This is a genomic window from Candidatus Methylospira mobilis (assembly GCF_009498235.1).
Taxonomy (GTDB): domain Bacteria; phylum Pseudomonadota; class Gammaproteobacteria; order Methylococcales; family Methylococcaceae; genus Methylospira; species Methylospira mobilis.
On sequence record NZ_CP044205.1, the window covers coordinates 2589825 to 2606549 of the forward strand.

Annotated in this window: 11 protein-coding genes; 9 read left to right on the forward strand and 2 right to left on the reverse strand. The window is 54.2% G+C overall.

The annotated features are described in order from the left end of the window. Positions 1 to 29 precede the first annotated feature (29 nt). Positions 30 to 2630 (forward strand): type VI secretion system Vgr family protein, encoded by a 2601-nt coding sequence (locus F6R98_RS11680; protein ID WP_153249172.1) that lies wholly within the window; start codon positions 30 to 32, stop codon positions 2628 to 2630. 469 nt (positions 2631 to 3099) lie between these two features. Next, entirely contained in the window at positions 3100 to 5748 is a 2649-nt protein-coding gene (gene pepN, locus F6R98_RS11685; RefSeq protein WP_153249173.1) for an aminopeptidase N, read from the forward strand. A gap of 60 nt (positions 5749 to 5808) precedes the next feature. Here pepN and yihA read toward each other — a convergent pair whose 3' ends face one another. Continuing rightward, on the reverse strand, positions 5809 to 6435 hold the full coding sequence (gene yihA / locus F6R98_RS11690; protein ID WP_153249174.1) for a ribosome biogenesis GTP-binding protein YihA/YsxC: 627 nt from the start codon (positions 6433 to 6435) through the stop codon (positions 5809 to 5811). A gap of 119 nt (positions 6436 to 6554) precedes the next feature. Between yihA and F6R98_RS11695 the strand changes: the two genes are divergently transcribed. The 7 genes from F6R98_RS11695 to F6R98_RS11725 all read left to right on the forward strand — a co-directional run bounded on the left by F6R98_RS11695 (position 6555) and on the right by F6R98_RS11725 (position 14553). Then, positions 6555 to 7166: a c-type cytochrome gene (locus F6R98_RS11695; RefSeq protein ID WP_194269908.1), complete on the forward strand. Its 612-nt coding sequence runs from the start codon at positions 6555 to 6557 to the stop codon at positions 7164 to 7166. A 26-nt stretch (positions 7167 to 7192) separates the two neighbouring features. Beyond that, a complete protein-coding gene (locus F6R98_RS11700; protein WP_153249176.1) occupies positions 7193 to 7843 on the forward strand; it encodes a thiol:disulfide interchange protein DsbA/DsbL in 651 nt (216 codons plus the stop codon). A 359-nt stretch (positions 7844 to 8202) separates the two neighbouring features. Next, positions 8203 to 8826 carry a DedA family protein gene (locus F6R98_RS11705; protein ID WP_228124847.1) on the forward strand — a complete coding sequence of 208 codons (624 nt, stop codon included), beginning with the start codon at positions 8203 to 8205 and terminating at the stop codon, positions 8824 to 8826. A gap of 134 nt (positions 8827 to 8960) precedes the next feature. Further along, entirely contained in the window at positions 8961 to 11654 is a 2694-nt protein-coding gene (locus F6R98_RS11710; protein ID WP_153249177.1) for a bifunctional acetate--CoA ligase family protein/GNAT family N-acetyltransferase, read from the forward strand. After that, positions 11654 to 13507 (forward strand): excinuclease ABC subunit UvrC, encoded by a 1854-nt coding sequence (uvrC, locus tag F6R98_RS11715; protein WP_153249178.1) that lies wholly within the window; start codon positions 11654 to 11656, stop codon positions 13505 to 13507. Before F6R98_RS11710 ends, uvrC begins: the two co-directional genes overlap by 1 nt. Continuing rightward, a complete protein-coding gene (gene pgsA, locus F6R98_RS11720) occupies positions 13504 to 14058 on the forward strand; it encodes a CDP-diacylglycerol--glycerol-3-phosphate 3-phosphatidyltransferase (protein WP_153249179.1) in 555 nt (184 codons plus the stop codon). Before uvrC ends, pgsA begins: the two co-directional genes overlap by 4 nt. A 21-nt stretch (positions 14059 to 14079) precedes the next feature. Next, the gene (locus F6R98_RS11725) at positions 14080 to 14553 is read left to right on the forward strand and encodes a low molecular weight protein-tyrosine-phosphatase (protein ID WP_153249180.1); all 474 of its coding nucleotides are present in this window, start codon (positions 14080 to 14082) and stop codon (positions 14551 to 14553) included. 141 nt (positions 14554 to 14694) lie between these two features. On the opposite strand, the gene F6R98_RS11730 is transcribed toward F6R98_RS11725, so the two are convergent. Then, positions 14695 to 16491 (reverse strand): transglycosylase SLT domain-containing protein, encoded by a 1797-nt coding sequence (locus F6R98_RS11730; RefSeq protein ID WP_153249181.1) that lies wholly within the window; start codon positions 16489 to 16491, stop codon positions 14695 to 14697. Positions 16492 to 16725: the final 234 nt, after the last annotated feature.

The following is a 16725-nucleotide window of genomic DNA, read 5'->3' on the forward strand; positions in this document are numbered from 1 at the left end:
AATATAAAAGTTTAAGGATAAGAAGGACCATGCACTCATTCAATCAGCTCAGCGATTCGAATCGCCGTTTCACTTTTTCTTGCGCTAACCTGACACAGAATACTTTCGAAGTGGTGCGCTTCGAAGGCGAAGAAGCCTTGTCTTCGCTCTATCGTTTCGAACTGCTGCTGGCATCGAAGGATGGAGATATTGACGAGAGCGCGCTGATCGGCACAGCTGCGCAATTTTCGTTGAACGACGGTATCGCAAACGGGCAGGCTGCCGTTTATCAGGGCCTGATTCAGGAGTTTTCTTACGAATGCGAGAACTGCGGCTGGACTTTTTACCGCGCGATTTTGGCGCCCAGGCTGTGGAAGCTGGAAACCTTCGTGCTTTCCGAAATTTATCTGGACAAGAGCCGTCCCGAAATTTTCAACACCATCCTCGAAAACGCCGGGATGAACCGTAACGATTTCGAAATGCGTTTATCCAGCGACGGCGCCAATGCACCCAAACTGGACTATATCTGCCAGTATCGCGAAAGTTATCTGGCCTTTATTTCCCGCTGGGCTGAGCGGCTTGGCGTCTACTGGTGGTACGAGCAGATAGACGGTCAGGAACGAGCTGTTTTTACCGATATCCGCACCGCGCATAAAGACGAAGCGGTCACGCTGCATTATCGGCCGCCGGGCGGGCCGGATGCGCAAGTTACGCAAACGCGCCTCTGCCAGAGTCTGCGGCGTGTCGCAAAGAACTTGCCTAAACAGCTGGTTATACGTGATTTCAGCGCGAACCGCGCCAGCCAGGAACTCAAAGGCACTGCGCCAGTTAACATTGAGACCGGAACCGGTGAGCAGCACTTTTTCGGCAGAAAACTGAAAACCGTGATGGAGATCGAACAACGCGCCAGAATCCAGGCCGAAGCGCTGCGCTGCCGCGCATTGCGCTATTTTGGCGGCAGCACCGCGACCGGCCTGCGCTGCGGACATTTCGTGCAGTTGGCCGATCACCCCCGCAATAGTTTCAACCGTCGTTATCTGCTGACCGAAGTGAAGCATCGCGGCTCGCAGGCCGGCATGCTGCTGGATGGATTGGGCATCGCATCGGAACAGGACGGCAGCGATTTTTACCAAGCCGATTTTACCGCGATTCCAGATGATGTGCAGTTTCGTCCGGAAGAGCTCAATCCGTGGCCAAAAGTTATTGGCACAATCAATGCGTTCATTGATGCAGAAGGCAGCGGTCACTATGCTGAATTGAACCAGTACGGTGAGTACAAGGTGCAGGTGCCTTTTTTCATGACCCAAAAAGCTGCCTATCACGGTTCCGCGTGGATCCGCATGGCGACACCGTACGCCGGCAGCGATCACGGTATGCATTTCCCGCTGCTCAAAGGCACGGAAGTGTTGCTGTCGTTCGTCAACGGCGATCCGGATCAACCGGTGATCATGGGCGCAGTGCCAAATTCGATCAATCCCAATGTGGTGACCAACGCCAATCAGAAGCAGTCGCGTATTCGTACCGCCGGTGGTAACGAGATCACATTGCACGACGAGGAAGGCAAGCAGCATATGCTGCTCAAGACACCGAGCGGCAATACCTGGATGCGCATGGGCTCCCGCGGATTTGATCCTGCAGCGTCGAGTTATTCATATACATCAAGGGCTAGACCCGGCATGGCGCAGCAATGGCAAGCACCGCCCCCAAAAGCGCAATGGATGGGAGTGCAGCAAATGTGGCAGGGTAGAGAATTACCGGTAAATCCTTCACGGCAGCAACAGCAAAATACGTCTACGCCAATGTCCACTCAAGATAACGTATATAACACAAGCGGTTCAGAAGGATTTGAGATTAACACAGATGAATCCTTCGGGCTGAGTGCAGGCGGCGGTGTTCAAATTTCAGCTGATGTAACCAACGTTGATTCTGTGCAAGCGCCCTCTAATACTACAGGCATTACTTTTACCGCAAACTCTGGAAATATTAACTTGTCTACGAAGTCATTACCAGGGTTAATGAACGATATAACTGGCTTATATGAGGATTTAGAAGGCTATATTGCTTCGAGCTCTCAATGGGGTAAAGATATTCTTGATATAGCTTCTTTTGTTCCATATATTGGTACCATTATCGGCAGCGCTTTTCAGCCGGAAAATAATATAAACATTTATTCTGGCGGCGGGCACTATGTTTATAGTACGAAATATGTGAATTTCTGTTCTGGCAGCGCTGACAAAATAAACTTGTCATCAGATAATACGCGCGCTTTATACGGCATATCTGATCAAGCATTACAGATAACGCATCAAGCTGTATTTAACACTGACACGTACGCATATCAGATTAGTTTGGTTAGCGCCGCCCTAAAAAGCGCCAATGTTGTTCTGTCAAACATTAGTTCCAGTATTAAGAAAAAAATAGCGGAAATAAAGAATTCGGGGACAGAGTTAACCTCTATTGATTTGAAAGCGAATGATACTGGTGTAGAGCTTGTTGAACTTGGCAGTAAAATAGAGAGCGCGGAAACAAAAGTAAATAGCGTGACCACAAAGATTGAATCTAATGATGCAGATATATCCAGTAGTAGCGCTGTAATACAAAGCAATAAGATTAAATGTGTCAACGGATTACACTTATTTACTGCTGGTTAAAAAGGTGGCAAAAAACATGATTTTCATCATATAAAAATGAACAAACAACTGCAATCCCCTCGCTTTGATCTCGACAAAGCAATAATGAAAGCCAACTCTAACATTATTCCGTGGAGCAGTGGCGGGGACCTATCGTTTTATTTGTTTAAATTAAGATTGTGTGTTCCGGCGCAGCAGTCCAGGATCGGGCTATTGATCAGAGATTCCCTGGCGAATCTCTGATCAAGTCCATAGCGGAATACTATTTACTTTATATTCAATATATTGGAATTTTAAAATCGGCAAAAACGGCACTTAATCAAAGCATCCCTAGAGACAAACCGCTCCGAAATCTCTAATGCATCATTTCCTCCGCTTTTGAACCATGATATTGTCTGATCGAAAAATAGCAGCTTTAAAAAAACGCATCGCTTCCAGAAAGCTTATAACCATTCAGTTCAGCTTTACCATGCCACTACCTCGGTTACCCATGCAAGAAAACAACATCAAAACCATCTACCGCTCCGACTACGCCGCCCCCGAATATCTGGTCGGACACATAGAACTGACATTCCTGCTCGACGCCGCGCAAACGAAAGTCAAATCCCGGCTGCGCATGCAGAAAAACCCGGAATCGGCCAATCCGAACGCGCCGCTGGTGCTGAATGGAGAAGCGCTGCATCTGGAATCGGTGTCGCTGAACGGCGTGCCGCTGAAACCCGGTCATTACCAGCTCAGCGACGAATTGCTGACATTGCCGAACGCGCCCAAGGTGGACGTGTTCACGCTGGAAATCGAAACGCTGATATCGCCGCAAAGCAATACCGCGCTGGAGGGGCTGTATCTCTCCACAAACATGCTGTGCACGCAGTGCGAAGCGGAAGGCTTCAGAAAAATCACCTATTACCCGGATCGCCCGGACGTGATGGCGCGCTTTTCCGTTCTGCTGATTGCCGACAAGGAAAAATACCCGGTACTGCTGTCCAACGGCAACCAAGTCTCCAGCGGCGAACTGAAACATAATCGCCACTGGGTCAAATGGGAAGACCCGTTCCCCAAGCCCTGCTACCTGTTCGCGCTGGTCGCCGGACAACTGGACTGCCTGGAATCCGCTTACGTCACCGGTTCCGGACGCGAAGTAACCCTGCAGATTTACGCGGAAACGCACGATATCGACAAATGCGAACATGCGATGCGCTCGCTGGAACACGCGATGCGCTGGGACGAAGCGGTATACGGACGCGAATACGATCTGGATCGGTACATGATCGTCGCGGTCAGCCATTTCAACATGGGCGCGATGGAAAACAAGGGATTGAACGTCTTCAACACCAAGTTCGTGCTGGCGCGCGGCGATACCGCCACCGACGCCGATTACGAGCATATCGAAGCGGTGATCGCCCACGAATACTTCCACAACTGGACCGGCAACCGCATCACCTGCCGCGACTGGTTCCAGCTCAGCCTGAAGGAAGGACTGACCGTTTTTCGCGATCAATCGTTCAGCGCGGATCGCGGATCGCCCGCCGTGCGGCGCATTGAAGACGTCAACCTGCTGCGCACGCGCCAGTTTGCCGAGGACGCCGGACCGCTCGCGCATCCGGTCCGTCCCGACTCCTACATCGAAATCAACAATTTTTATACGCTGACCGTCTACGAAAAAGGCGCGGAAGTGGTGCGCATGCTGCATACACTGCTCGGGACCGAAGGTTTCCGCAAGGGCAGCGACCTTTACTTTGAGCGCCACGACGGACAGGCCGTCACCTGCGACGATTTCGTCAAGGCGATGGAAGACGCCAACCAGCGCGACTTTACGCAATTCAGGCACTGGTATGCGCAGGCGGGTACGCCGAAGCTGACGCTGAAAACGGATTACGACGCCGTCGCACAGCGGCTGACCCTGAATGTAGAGCAATTGTGCGCGCCGACGCCCGGTCAGCCGGTCGAGCAGCCTTTACATATCCCGCTGAAACTCGGGTTGATATCGCCATCCGGACAGGATTATGCGCTCCGTCTCGAAGGCGAAGAGGCGGGAACGACAACCACGCGCGTCCTCGACGTCACTCAAGCGCAACAGCAATTCCGCTTCGTCGATATCCCGGAAAAACCGCTGGTCTCCGCATTACGCGGGTTTTCCGCGCCGGTCACGCTGGAATACGAGTTAAACACCGAACAACTGGCTTTTCTGCTGGCTCATGACAGCGATGCTTTCAATCGCTGGGATGCCGGCCAACGGCTGTCGAGCCGGCTGATTTTGAATTTAACCGAGGAGCACCCGGCGCAAAGCGACGTCGAATTGTTGATTGGCGCTTTTCAGCACCTGCTGGAACAGCATTGGGACGACCTGGAATTACTGGCCCAACTGCTGACGCTGCCCAACGAGGATTATCTGGCCTCCCAGGTAAAGGTCGTCGACCCGGTCGCCATCCATAACGCGCGCAACAACGTCAAAAAACGAATCGCCGTTTGCCTGCAAACAGATTTTTCCCGGCTCTATGCACGGCATCACGTATCGGGAGACATTCTGCTCGATCGTTCCGGCATCGGACGCAGAAAACTCAAAAATACCTGTCTGGTTTATTTGACCGCGCTGGATAACGGCGAAACATCCGCTTTGGCTGCCGAGCAGTTCGCCCAGGCGCGCACCATGACCGACCAGACCGCCGCCCTCGCCTGCCTGCTGCGCAGCAGCGCCGCCGAAAAAAACGCCTGTCTGGAACAATTTTACCGGCAATGGGAAAACGAAGCGCTGGTAATCGACAAATGGTTTACGCTGCAAGCCGCCTGCCCGGTCACCGGCACGCTGGAACACGCGGAAGCGCTGCTGCAGCACGCTGCCTTCGACTGGGAAACCCCTAACCGCGTCCGCTCGGTAATCGGCGCTTTCTCGCAAAGCAATGCAGTCAACTTCCATCGCGAGGACGGTTCCGGCTACCGGTTTTTAGCCGATGCGATTCTGCGCCTGAACGCCATCAACCCTCAGATTGCCGCACGCATGCTGACGCCGCTGGCGCAGTGGCGCCGCTACGATACCCAGCGCCAGGCCGGCATCAAACAGGAACTGGAACGCATATTCGCCCATCCCGGACTGGCGCGCGACGTTTACGAGCTGGCGCAAAAAAGCCTGATTACGGCATAAGGGCCAAACCTTAAGGAACGGGTTTATAAACCCGTTCCGGGCCGGTAGGCGAAAACCTCATTATTCGCCGATGCGTTCGGGCTGCGCATACCCCAACCAGGTATCCAGTAAATCATGCGCCTCCTCGACGCCGACGCCATGCAAAACCGAAAAAAGCTGTAGCGTAATCGGAATATCGGGAATCCTGCTGTGCAATTCGCGGCCGACTTTCAACAGCATGCCGCGCGCCGCGCCGCGTCCCAATTTATCTGCCTTGGTCAAAGCGATATGCAACGGGCGCTTGTGGTGCGAACACCAGGTAATCATTTGCCAATCGAAGTCGGTCAAAGGATGGCGAATATCCATCAGCAAAAAAACCCCCGCCAGCGACTGGCGTTCCAGCAAATAGGTTTCCATGGATTTGCGCCAGTTTTTCTGCATGGCGTCAGGCACCTTGGCGTAACCGTAGCCGGGCAAATCGACCAGACGGCGCTGCTCGTCGACCTCGAAAAAATTCAGCATCTGCGTTCTACCGGGCGTTTTGCTGGTGCGCGCCAGGGTTTTCTGCCTGCAAATAGCGTTTATCGCGCTCGACTTGCCCGCATTGGAACGTCCGGCGAAAGCCGCTTCAAAACCATGATCCGGAGGGGTATCGCTAAGTTTGAGTGCGCTGATAAGATAGCGTGTGCGAAAATATAAATGGTTCATAAGCTATCGTCGAAATAAGGGTGCGTTTAGTCTAACCGCAATCGGTCTTCGACGCATACCGGCGCTTTTTGCTATCTTGCCAAATGCAACGTGCTTTATTTTTAACTCAGAGATTCTATATGATAAAAAAAACAATACGGCTGGGACTCATCAGCCTGCTGGCATCGGCCCCCACCTTCGCGGCCAACGATAGCGGCGACGCGTCCGCAGGACGCGGCAAAACCGAAATTTGCGCCGGGTGCCATGGCGAAGAAGGCAACGCCGCCGCGCCGATATTTCCCAAGCTGGCCGGCCAGCAGCTATCCTACCTGGAAAAACAGTTGAAAGCGTTTCGCTCCAGGGAACGCGTAGACCCGACCATGAATGCGATGACGCAATCGTTAAGCGATGCCGATATCAAGGATATCGCCGCCTACTACAACCGGCAGCAGATTACGCTGGAAAACCGGGAGCAGGATCATCGCGGCGAAAAAATCTACCGCTCCGGCAACCCCGTCAACGGCGTCCCGTCATGCGTCGGCTGTCATGGACCCACCGGCGCGGGCAACCCGGCATCCGGTTATCCGGCCTTGCACGGACAATTCAGCGCCTATCTGAGCAAAACGCTGCTCGATTATAAAAACGGCGACCGCAGCAATGACCCTAATCTGGTCATGCGCTCTATCGCCTCGCGCCTGACCGAGGCCGAAATCAATGCGGTCGCGAATTATGCATCCGGACTTTATCAATAAACCATTTTTCCTACAGGAGGACACTCATGATTAAATCACTGCTTGGCGGCTGTCTGGCCGTATTCCTGGCATTCCCGCTGACGGGCAGCGCGGCGGCGGAACACAACGCCGCTGCCCCGCAGGATAGCGGTTACGAGCGCGTCACGCCGCCGCAGCCGGTAAGCGACCCGTCAAAAATCGAAGTGATCGAGTTTTTCTGGTACGGCTGCCCGCATTGCTTTCATTTCGAACCTGACTTGAACGCCTGGCTGAAAAAGAAACCGGCCAACGTCAACTTCATCCGTCAACCGGCGGTCTTTAACGAACATTGGGCGGCGCACGCCAAGGCGTTCTATACAGCCGAAGCGCTCGGCGTGCTCGACAAGATGCATGGCGACTTCTACGACGCAGTCCAGAACAAGAAGCGCACGCTGGAATCCGAAGACGATCTCGCCGATTTTTTTGCCGAACATGGCGTTGACAAGAACGAGTTTCATAAAGCCTATCGATCTTTCAGCGTGGACGCGCGCACACGCCAGGCCGAAGCATTGGGACCGCGCTACGGCATCACCGGCACGCCCAGTCTGGTAATCAATGGGAAATACCGAGTCAGCGGCAGCACTGCAAAGTCGTTTACCAATATGCTCGATGTTACCGATACGTTGATTAAACAGGAAAGTCAAAAAGCGAAAAAGTAGGAAACCACTCAGTACCCTTCCACTTCGCACTCAGGCCAGGATATCCCGGAAAACTCAGAGGGGCAAAGTGCAAGAGCAACTTCCGCTTTGCGAAGCCTTGTTTGTAGCCGTTACATCGGTTAGCAGTCCTGTCCTCCGCAAAGTTGGGGGCAGAACTCTCTTTCCGGTTTGCTCTGCCGTTTTCAAACCAATCTGTGGGTTTACAACACGAGGACAATTAAATTTGGGTTTACCTTGGCTCATGCCCCATACTCAGTCTTTGCCGGTGGAATTTGCTATTATTCGCGGTTTGACGCAGCCGAATTCTTAACCGGCATATCCTTTACGCATACGAATCACCTTTTTCTTTGGAACAACATATGCTGCACGAAGCAATCGATTGGCTTATTAACACCATAGGCAGCCTGGGCTATACGGGCATTTTTCTGCTAATGGCGATGGAAAGCTCGGTAATACCGATACCAAGCGAACTGGTAATGCCTCCCGCCGGCTATCTGGTGCAACAAGGCCGCATGGAACTGGCGCCTGTCATACTGAGCGGTACCTTCGGCAGTTTGCTGGGTGCTTATGTCAATTATTTTGTCGCTCGCTATCTGGGACGCCCTTTTCTGTTGAAAGTAGGCCATTACGTGGGTATTAATGAACACAAGCTGGGCTATATCGAGAATTACTTTAATTCTCACGGCGAAATCTCGACCTTCATCGGACGCCTGCTGCCGGTCGTGCGTCATCTGATTTCGCTGCCTGCCGGCCTCGCCGCCATGAATCACCTCAAGTTTTCCATATATACCTTACTGGGATCCGCGCTGTGGATATCGACGCTTACCTGGATCGGCTATTTGCTGGGAGAAAACAGGGAGCTGGTTCTACAATACTCGCATCAGGCAGTATTGGCGGCAATAACCGGAAGCATTCTTCTAGTTGTCATCTACCTGGCGTATCATCGGCGAAAAAAGCTGAAACTGGCGCAAGTAGCGGAGTAGCCGCCCGGGAATAGCTGCCGTCCGCCGAAAAATGCGCCGATTGCGCGTTTTCGTAACAAAGCTGAAACACGAGCCATGAGCGAAGCTGAACAATAAATTCAGTACATCCTGAAGCCAAAATCACTGGAGATATTATGGGTAAGCATTATCATGTGACAGGTAAGCATTATCTGAACGCACTGTTTTCACCGCAAAGCATCGCGCTGTTCGGCGCCAGCGAGAAGCCGAATACGGTAGGCGGCAGAGTTTTCGCCAATCTGCTGTCCGGCGGTTTTAGCGGCCCGGTTTACCCCATAAATCCGAAATATCAAACCATACTCGATCATACCTGCTATGCCAATGTCGAGAGCATAGATCAGGATATCGACCTGGTGATCGTGGCTACGCCTGCGGCAACCGTTCCCGAGATTATCCGTTCGTGCGGCAAACGAAATGTGAAGGCGGCAATCGTGCTCTCGGCCGGTTTTGGCGAAATAGAAGGCGGAAAAGCGCTGGAGCATGCGCTGCTGGAAGCCGCTCGGGACAACGGTATAAGAATACTCGGACCCAATTGCCTGGGTTTCATGCGTCCGGCGCTGGGCCTGAACGCCACTTTCAGCAACAACATCTCCCATGCGGGCAACCTCGCCCTGGTTTCCCAATCGGGCGCGATCTGCACCGCCGTGCTCGACTGGGCCGACTCGCATCAGATCGGACTGTCCAGCATGGTCTCCATTGGCGATGCCAACGATCTGGATTTCGGCGATATCCTCGATTACCTGGCGCTTGATCCGGAAACGGAAGGCGTGCTGCTGTACATCGAAGGCATCAGAAACGCGCGCAGTTTCATGAGCGGACTGCGCGCGCTCGCACGCATCAAACCGGTGATCGTCATTAAAGCCGGCAGACATCCGGAAGGCTCGAAAGCTGCGCTATCGCATACCGGCTCGCTGGTCGGCGCGGACGACGTATTCGACGCCGCGCTCAGCCGCGCCGGCGTGGTGCGCGCATATACCATAGAACAGCTGTTCTCGGCTGCGCGGCTGTTGTCCAGTTCGTGCCGGATACGCGGCAATCGTCTGGCGATCATCACCAATGCAGGCGGCCCCGGCGTGATGGCTACCGACTGCGCCGTCGAACAGGGTATACAACTTGCCGAAATCAGCGAGGCTACGCGCAGCAAACTGGATAGCGTGCTGCCGGCGCATTGGTCGCGCAACAATCCGATCGACATCCTCGGCGACGCAACGCCCGATCGCTACCGGACGGCGGTCGAAATCTGTCTGGCCGACGAAGGCGTCGACGGTGTGCTGGTGATGCTGACGCCGCAAGCAATGACGGCGCCCGCACAAGCCGCCGAAGCCGTAGTCGAAGCGGCAAGCAAGCAGGACAAACCGGTGCTGACCTGCTGGATGGGCGAGCGATTGGTTGCGGAAGGACGCGAGGTTTTCATCAAATCCCAGGTGCCGACCTTCAGCAATCCGGAAAGCGCACTGCAAGCCTTTGGCTTCCTGGCCCAATTTCAGCACAATCAGGCGCTGCTGATGCAGGTTCCCGGCCCGCTGGAAGCAACCGACGCGCCGGATGTGGAAGGCGCGCGCCTGATCATCGAATGCGCGCTGGCGGAAAACCGCCGATTGCTTTCCGGCCTGGAAACACGTGCGGTATTACGCGCCTTTAATATCAATATGTTGCCGGCCATGCCGGCGCGCACTCCGAATGAAGCACTGGCCGTGACCGAATATCTGGGCGCGCCGGTGGCGATGAAAATCCTGTCGCCGGACATTACCCATAAATCCGATGTCGGCGGCGTGCGGCTCGGCATCAACAGCGCGCAGGCAGCCCGTCAAGCTTATGCTGAAATGCTGGACAATGTTAAACAGCACAACCCCGATGCGACCCTGGAAGGCGTCAGCATCGAAAAAATGTACACTGGGGCCAACGGCCGGGAAATTCTGATCGGCGTAATCAACGATCCGATTTTCGGTCCGGTAGTTACCTGCGGGTCGGGCGGGATTGCGGTTGAAGTGCTGCGCGACCGGGTTATCGCACTGCCGCCCCTCAACGCGGCCATAGCACATTCCATGATCAGCCGCACGCGCGTCGCCAAACTGCTCGGACGCTTCCGACATCTGCCGCCCGCCAATATCGACGCGCTGGTCAGCGTGCTGCTCGGCGTCTCGGCAATGGTATGCGAATTGCCGGAGATACAGGAAATGGATATTAACCCACTAATGGTCGACGATGAAGGAGCATGGTCGCTGGATGCGCGTATTGTGGTCGGCAATCATGCCAATATGCACCACTACAGCCATATGGCGGTTCACCCCTACCCGACAAAATGGATACAAAATATACAATTGTCGGATGGCACAGGCATCGTATTGCGCCCGATCCGTCCGGAAGACGCAAACATGGTGAAGGATTTTGTACGCTCCATGTCGCCCGAGGCGCGCTATTTCCGCTTTATGGATACCGTAAAGGAACTGAGCCCTACGATGCTGATGCGTTTCACCCAGCTGGATTATGCGCGCGAGTTCGCATTTATCGCCGTTCTGGAGCAGGGGGAGTTCGAAGCGCCGCTGGGCATCGCTCGTTACGTAGGCAACCCCGATCACGAAAGCGGCGAATTTGACATCGGCGTGGCCGACGACTGGCAGCATAAGGGTATCGGCACCCGATTAATGACCTGTCTGATGCAAGCAGCCCGCGAACAGGGATTGCACGCCATCACCGCCGACGTTCTGGTCAGCAACACCAAAATGACCAGACTGCTGGGCGATCTCGGCTTCGATAGCCACACATCCAGCAACGACCCCAGCTTGTTGAGAGTTTCCAAGAAGCTTTGATGACCGGGCTTGAGTCGCAGCCAACGCCTGCTTTCGATGTTGCGTCGTTTCTGCAAACACTGACGCAACTGCCCGGCGTTTACAAGATGCTGGATGCGCAGAACGAAGTGATTTATGTCGGAAAAGCAAAAAACCTCAAAAAAAGAGTATCGAGCTATTTCCTGAACCGCGGCGATGTTGCGCCCAAGCAGCAAGCCATGGTCGCGCGCGTACAGCGCATCGAAATTTCGGTGACGCACAGCGAAGGCGAAGCGCTGCTGCTGGAAAGCCAGTTGATCAAACGCTTGCGTCCGCGCTACAACATCACGCTGCGCGACGACAAGAGCTATCCGTATATTTACGTCTCCACGCAACATCCGTTTCCGCGCGTCAGTTTCTACCGGGGAGCCCGCAAAAAAGCCGGGCGCCTGTTCGGCCCTTTTCCCAGCGCAAGCGCGGTCAGGGAAAGCCTCAAACTATTGCAGAAAACCTTTCCGGTCAGGCAGTGCCAGGACTCTTATTACAGCAATCGCTCGCGGCCCTGTCTGGAATATCAAATCGAACGCTGCACGGCGCCCTGCGTCGACCTGATCAGCCAGGAAGACTATGCCGTCGACGTCAACCATACCGTCATGTTCCTGGAAGGTCGCAGCAACGACCTGATCGGCGATCTCGCATTACGCATGGAGCAGGCGGCGCACGAGCTCGAATTCGAAAAAGCGGCGCAATACCGCGATCAGATCGGCAACCTGCGCACGCTGCTGGATCAACAATCGGTCAGCGGGGAAAAAGGCGATCTCGATATTCTGGCCTGCGCGATCAAAGGCACGCTGGCTTGCGTGCAGATGCTGTTTATCCGTTCCGGTCTGCAGATCGGCGATCACTCCTTCTACCCGGAGATACATCAGGAATTCGAGCCATCCAGCATACTGGAAGCCTTCATTCCTCAGTATTATTTGAATCACGAAGCGCCCGGAAGCCTGCTGCTCAGCCATAACATCCGCGATCGGGAACTGTTGCAGGAAGTATTAAGCGCACAAGCCGGACACTCGGTAAAAATCACATCCAATCCGCGAGGCGAACGCCTCAAGCGTGTGCAACTGGCGCTCACCAATGCCGAAAACGCGTTGATGGCCCGTTTTGCCGGCCGGCAGAATACAATGGACAGATTATTCAACCTGGGAGAAGTCCTGGCGCTCCCTGCCCCGCCCGCGCGCCTGGAATGCTTCGATATCAGCCACACGCAAGGAGAAAAAACGGTGGCGTCCTGCGTCGTTTTCGATATGCAAGGCCCGGTAAAATCGGCCTATCGCCGCTTCAACATCGAAGGAATTACCGGCGGCGACGATTACGCCGCGTTGTCGCAGGCGGTCAAACGCCGTTACCAGCGTATCGCATCCGGCGAATATCCGGCGCCGGACATCCTCTTGATCGACGGCGGCAAGGCGCAGGTCGCCGCGGTAACCGAAGTTATTAACACCCTTAATATCAACAATTTATATATTCTCGGCGTCGCAAAAGGCCCCGACAGAAAACCTGGGATGGAAATGCTGTTCCCTTCCGGACAAAACCAGCCTATTCTATTGCCTCCCCATGCGCCCGCACTGCTGCTGATTCAGCAAATCCGCGATGAAGCGCATCGTTTTGCGATAACCGGACACCGCCAGCGCAGGGCAAGGGCGCGCAAACAATCGACGCTGGAATCGATACCGGGGCTGGGTCCGAAACGCAGGCAACAGTTATTACGCCAGTTCGGCGGCCTGCGCGAAATCAGCCGCGCCAGTGTCGACACACTCAGCCATATCGACGGCATCAGCCGGGAATTAGCCAAACGCATTTATGAGACATTACACGAACAGGACCCGCCGATATGACCATTAATCTGCCTACCAGCCTGACCTTGCTGCGTATTCTGCTGATTCCTGTTCTGATTGCGCTGTTTTATTTACCCTGGAACTATGCTCATGTGGCATGCGCTTTGGTTTTTGGCATAGCGGCGCTGACCGATTGGCTGGACGGTTATCTGGCGCGCAAGTTAAGATTAACCACGCCGTTCGGCGCGTTTCTCGACCCGGTAGCCGACAAACTGATGGTTGCCGTAACGCTGGTATTGGTCGTTCAGGCCGACCCCAATCCGTGGGTGGCGATTGCCTCGGCGGTTATTATCGGGCGGGAAATCACCATAGCCTCGCTACGCGAGTGGATGGCCGAAATAGGTCAACGCAAAGCGGTCGAAGTCTCGGCTATGGGCAAGTGGAAAACCACCGCGCAGATGACGGCGATAATAATACTATTGCTGGCGATGGATGTGTTCCAGCACCCTTTGCAGCTGGCGGGTCAATACCTGCTGCTGCTTTCGGCCATACTGACGTTATGGTCCATGATTCAATACATGCGGGCGGCTTTGGACACGCTGAAAGATTAATCTGAGATTTAGCAGAAAACGATGAAAATACTTTTCGTATGCATGGGCAACATCTGCCGCTCCCCCTCTGCGGAGGGCATTTTTCAAAATATTATCGACGGACGGGGCGTGGCCGATTTATTCGAACTCGATTCAGCGGGAACTCACGGCTATCACGCAGGCAGCCCGCCCGACCAGCGCGCGCAAAAAGCGGCTTTGGCCAGAGGAATCGATTTAAGCCGTTTGCGCGCCCGCTCCGTGGAGCATAGCGATTTTGAGATATTCGATCATATCCTGGCCATGGACCACGACAACCTGTCCGGATTGCTGTCCATGTCCCCCAAACAATACGCGCACAAAGTCGAACTGTTCCTGAATTACGCGCCCGAACAGCCTCAAAGGGAAGTACCCGACCCTTATTACGGTGGCGCGCAGGGCTTCGAACATGTCCTGGACTTGATCACCCTCGCCGGCGAGGGCCTGCTGACGGCCAGTCTGGAACGTATGAGAAGCTGAAGTTGCGCCGCTCTCTATTCAGCTACCCGGCTCCGGTGCCAACATAAGGCTGTCGAGACACGAGTGCCTGCGCCATCCATAAATCGCCTCGACAACCTCACCCGCAGCACCAAAGCCGATTGCTCCGAATAGCTACCAAATTTACTTCGTTTTTTTACCGGGCTTACTACTAGACGATCCTTTTTTCCCTGCAGGCGCTGGGGACGAGCCTGAACTTTTCGAACCGGACTTGGCGGAAGATGGTTTTGATGCCTGCGCATCCGTATGACCCGTCGCCGATGTCCGGTAATGGCTACTCTTGGACGAATGACTACTTTTGCCGTGAGATGAAGCGTGCCCACCCCTGCTCTGGTGGGCAGAGTTATTCGATTCGTCCCCGGACGAATACGCAACGTTTTTGGCATGGTGCTGATGGCCCAATAAAACCAGTCTGGTGCCCGCCCGCAACGTGCTTCTACCGCTCATATGATTCCAAGTTTTGATTTGCGCCTCACTGACGCCATACTGCCGCGCAATCGAAGCCAGCGTGTCGCCGCGACGCGTCGTATAGGCGCTTTGCTGTTCGTCGTTAGCGGCATTGCTGCGTATCGTTTCATGAACAGAAACCTCGCCGCCCGAGGACTCATAATGCCGCCGCGCACGTTCGGGCGGCTGGTAGTGGTAGTCCTCCGCCGCCGGGCTACTTGGGGCGAATTCCGTAGACAAGGCCTCAGCCGCCGCATCGTCCGGCGCATCGCTGCTCAATTGAACCCCGCCGTCATTCAGCAATTGCCCATAATCCTTACCGCCAAAAACACTGGCCCTGGAGTCCACCATTTGCGGTAGCTGCTCCTTGAAGCTCTTGTATTTGTGTGCGGGAACGAACAGGCGATAAGTACCGTCGACATCGGCTACCGGATGCTTGAAGCCCGGATTCAAATCGAGCATTTGATCGAGCGTCAGATCCGCCGCCTGCGCCGCCAGCGCCAAATCGAGTGGAGAAGTAACCTTGACCGTCTTGTACATGGCCTTGTTCGGAATAGGCCGGATATCGACTCCATATCGCGCAGGATCGGCAAATATACGGGAAACGGCAAGCAGGCGAGGAACATAGGTGCGGGTTTCCTGCGGTAAATCCAGCGACCAGAAATCGGTCGCAAGTCCGCGCGCCTGATTTCTCTGCACCGCCTTGCCTACATTGCCTTCGCCGCAGTTATAGGCGGCGACCGCCAACAGCCAATCCCCCTGAAAATCGTTCTGCAGTTTTTTAAGATACTTGATCGCCGCGCGCGTGGATGCATAGACATCGCGGCGTCCATCGTAGGAGCGGCTGCGTTTTAAACCGAAATTTCTGCCTGTGGACGGAATGAACTGCCAGATGCCCGCAGCGCTTGCCGGCGATACCACATGCGGCTGGAATGCGCTTTCTATAACCGGCAGTAACGCAATTTCGCCGGGAACATCATATTTTTCGATCTGTCTGACGATGGAATATAAAAAGGGTTCCGCCCGCTTTTGAACCCGATCTATATAGGAAGGATGGTTAACGAACCATGACACTTCCTTGTCTATTTCCCGATGCTGTATTTCGGGCAGGTTATACTGATCGATCAGACGATCCCACAGGTTATCATAATCAGCGGGATTGGCGGGAATGGTGCCCGCACCCGTGCGCCGCGGCTTTCCTGCGCGCGAGTTGGCAACTCCGGCAGTAGAGGCTGCCTGAGCATCGGAGGGAAGATGCACTACAAAGGGTGTTTTCTGCTCTGTTTTTTTTGTACTGGAACAGGCAACCAGAGAAATCGCAAGCAAGGATAAACAGCAGGCCAGGGAAAGCGCTGAGTGAAATGATTTTTCGCGGTATCTTATATCCAACAATTTTATTTCCAAAACAAGATCTTGACTGATTTTGAATAAATCAGCGCTTCCCAAGCTGAAAAAGGGTAATATTCGTTTCATCTGTGCATTCCTCGGAACGCGCATTGTAAAGCTAATCGACGGCCGTCTACCGCATAGCATCCTGACCCGACTCGAAAACCCGCAAGGACTGCGTAATATCCCGAGCGGCCCGGTAGATGTTAGACTTGCGATTCTACCATGATGTTTTTTCGACAGGTTCCGGAGTATCGCTCCGGCCAGCGCTTTAACCAGAGTCTCAACACGATGAAAACAACACTGGACAATGATGAACTC

Excerpts from the sequence above, each read along its gene's own strand:
- F6R98_RS11705 (WP_228124847.1), top strand. The coding sequence starts at position 8,203 with ATGCTGCACGAAGCAATCGATTGGCTTATTAACACCATAGGCAGCCTG.
- pgsA (WP_153249179.1), top strand. The coding sequence starts at position 13,504 with ATGACCATTAATCTGCCTACCAGCCTGACCTTGCTGCGTATTCTGCTG.
- F6R98_RS11700 (WP_153249176.1), top strand. The coding sequence starts at position 7,193 with ATGATTAAATCACTGCTTGGCGGCTGTCTGGCCGTATTCCTGGCATTC.
- F6R98_RS11695 (WP_194269908.1), top strand. The coding sequence starts at position 6,555 with ATGATAAAAAAAACAATACGGCTGGGACTCATCAGCCTGCTGGCATCG.
- F6R98_RS11710 (WP_153249177.1), top strand. The coding sequence starts at position 8,961 with ATGGGTAAGCATTATCATGTGACAGGTAAGCATTATCTGAACGCACTG.
- yihA (WP_153249174.1), bottom strand. The coding sequence starts at position 6,435 with ATGAACCATTTATATTTTCGCACACGCTATCTTATCAGCGCACTCAAA.
- pepN (WP_153249173.1), top strand. The coding sequence starts at position 3,100 with ATGCAAGAAAACAACATCAAAACCATCTACCGCTCCGACTACGCCGCC.
- F6R98_RS11680 (WP_153249172.1), top strand. The coding sequence starts at position 30 with ATGCACTCATTCAATCAGCTCAGCGATTCGAATCGCCGTTTCACTTTT.
- F6R98_RS11730 (WP_153249181.1), bottom strand. The coding sequence starts at position 16,491 with ATGAAACGAATATTACCCTTTTTCAGCTTGGGAAGCGCTGATTTATTC.
- F6R98_RS11725 (WP_153249180.1), top strand. The coding sequence starts at position 14,080 with ATGAAAATACTTTTCGTATGCATGGGCAACATCTGCCGCTCCCCCTCT.
- uvrC (WP_153249178.1), top strand. The coding sequence starts at position 11,654 with ATGACCGGGCTTGAGTCGCAGCCAACGCCTGCTTTCGATGTTGCGTCG.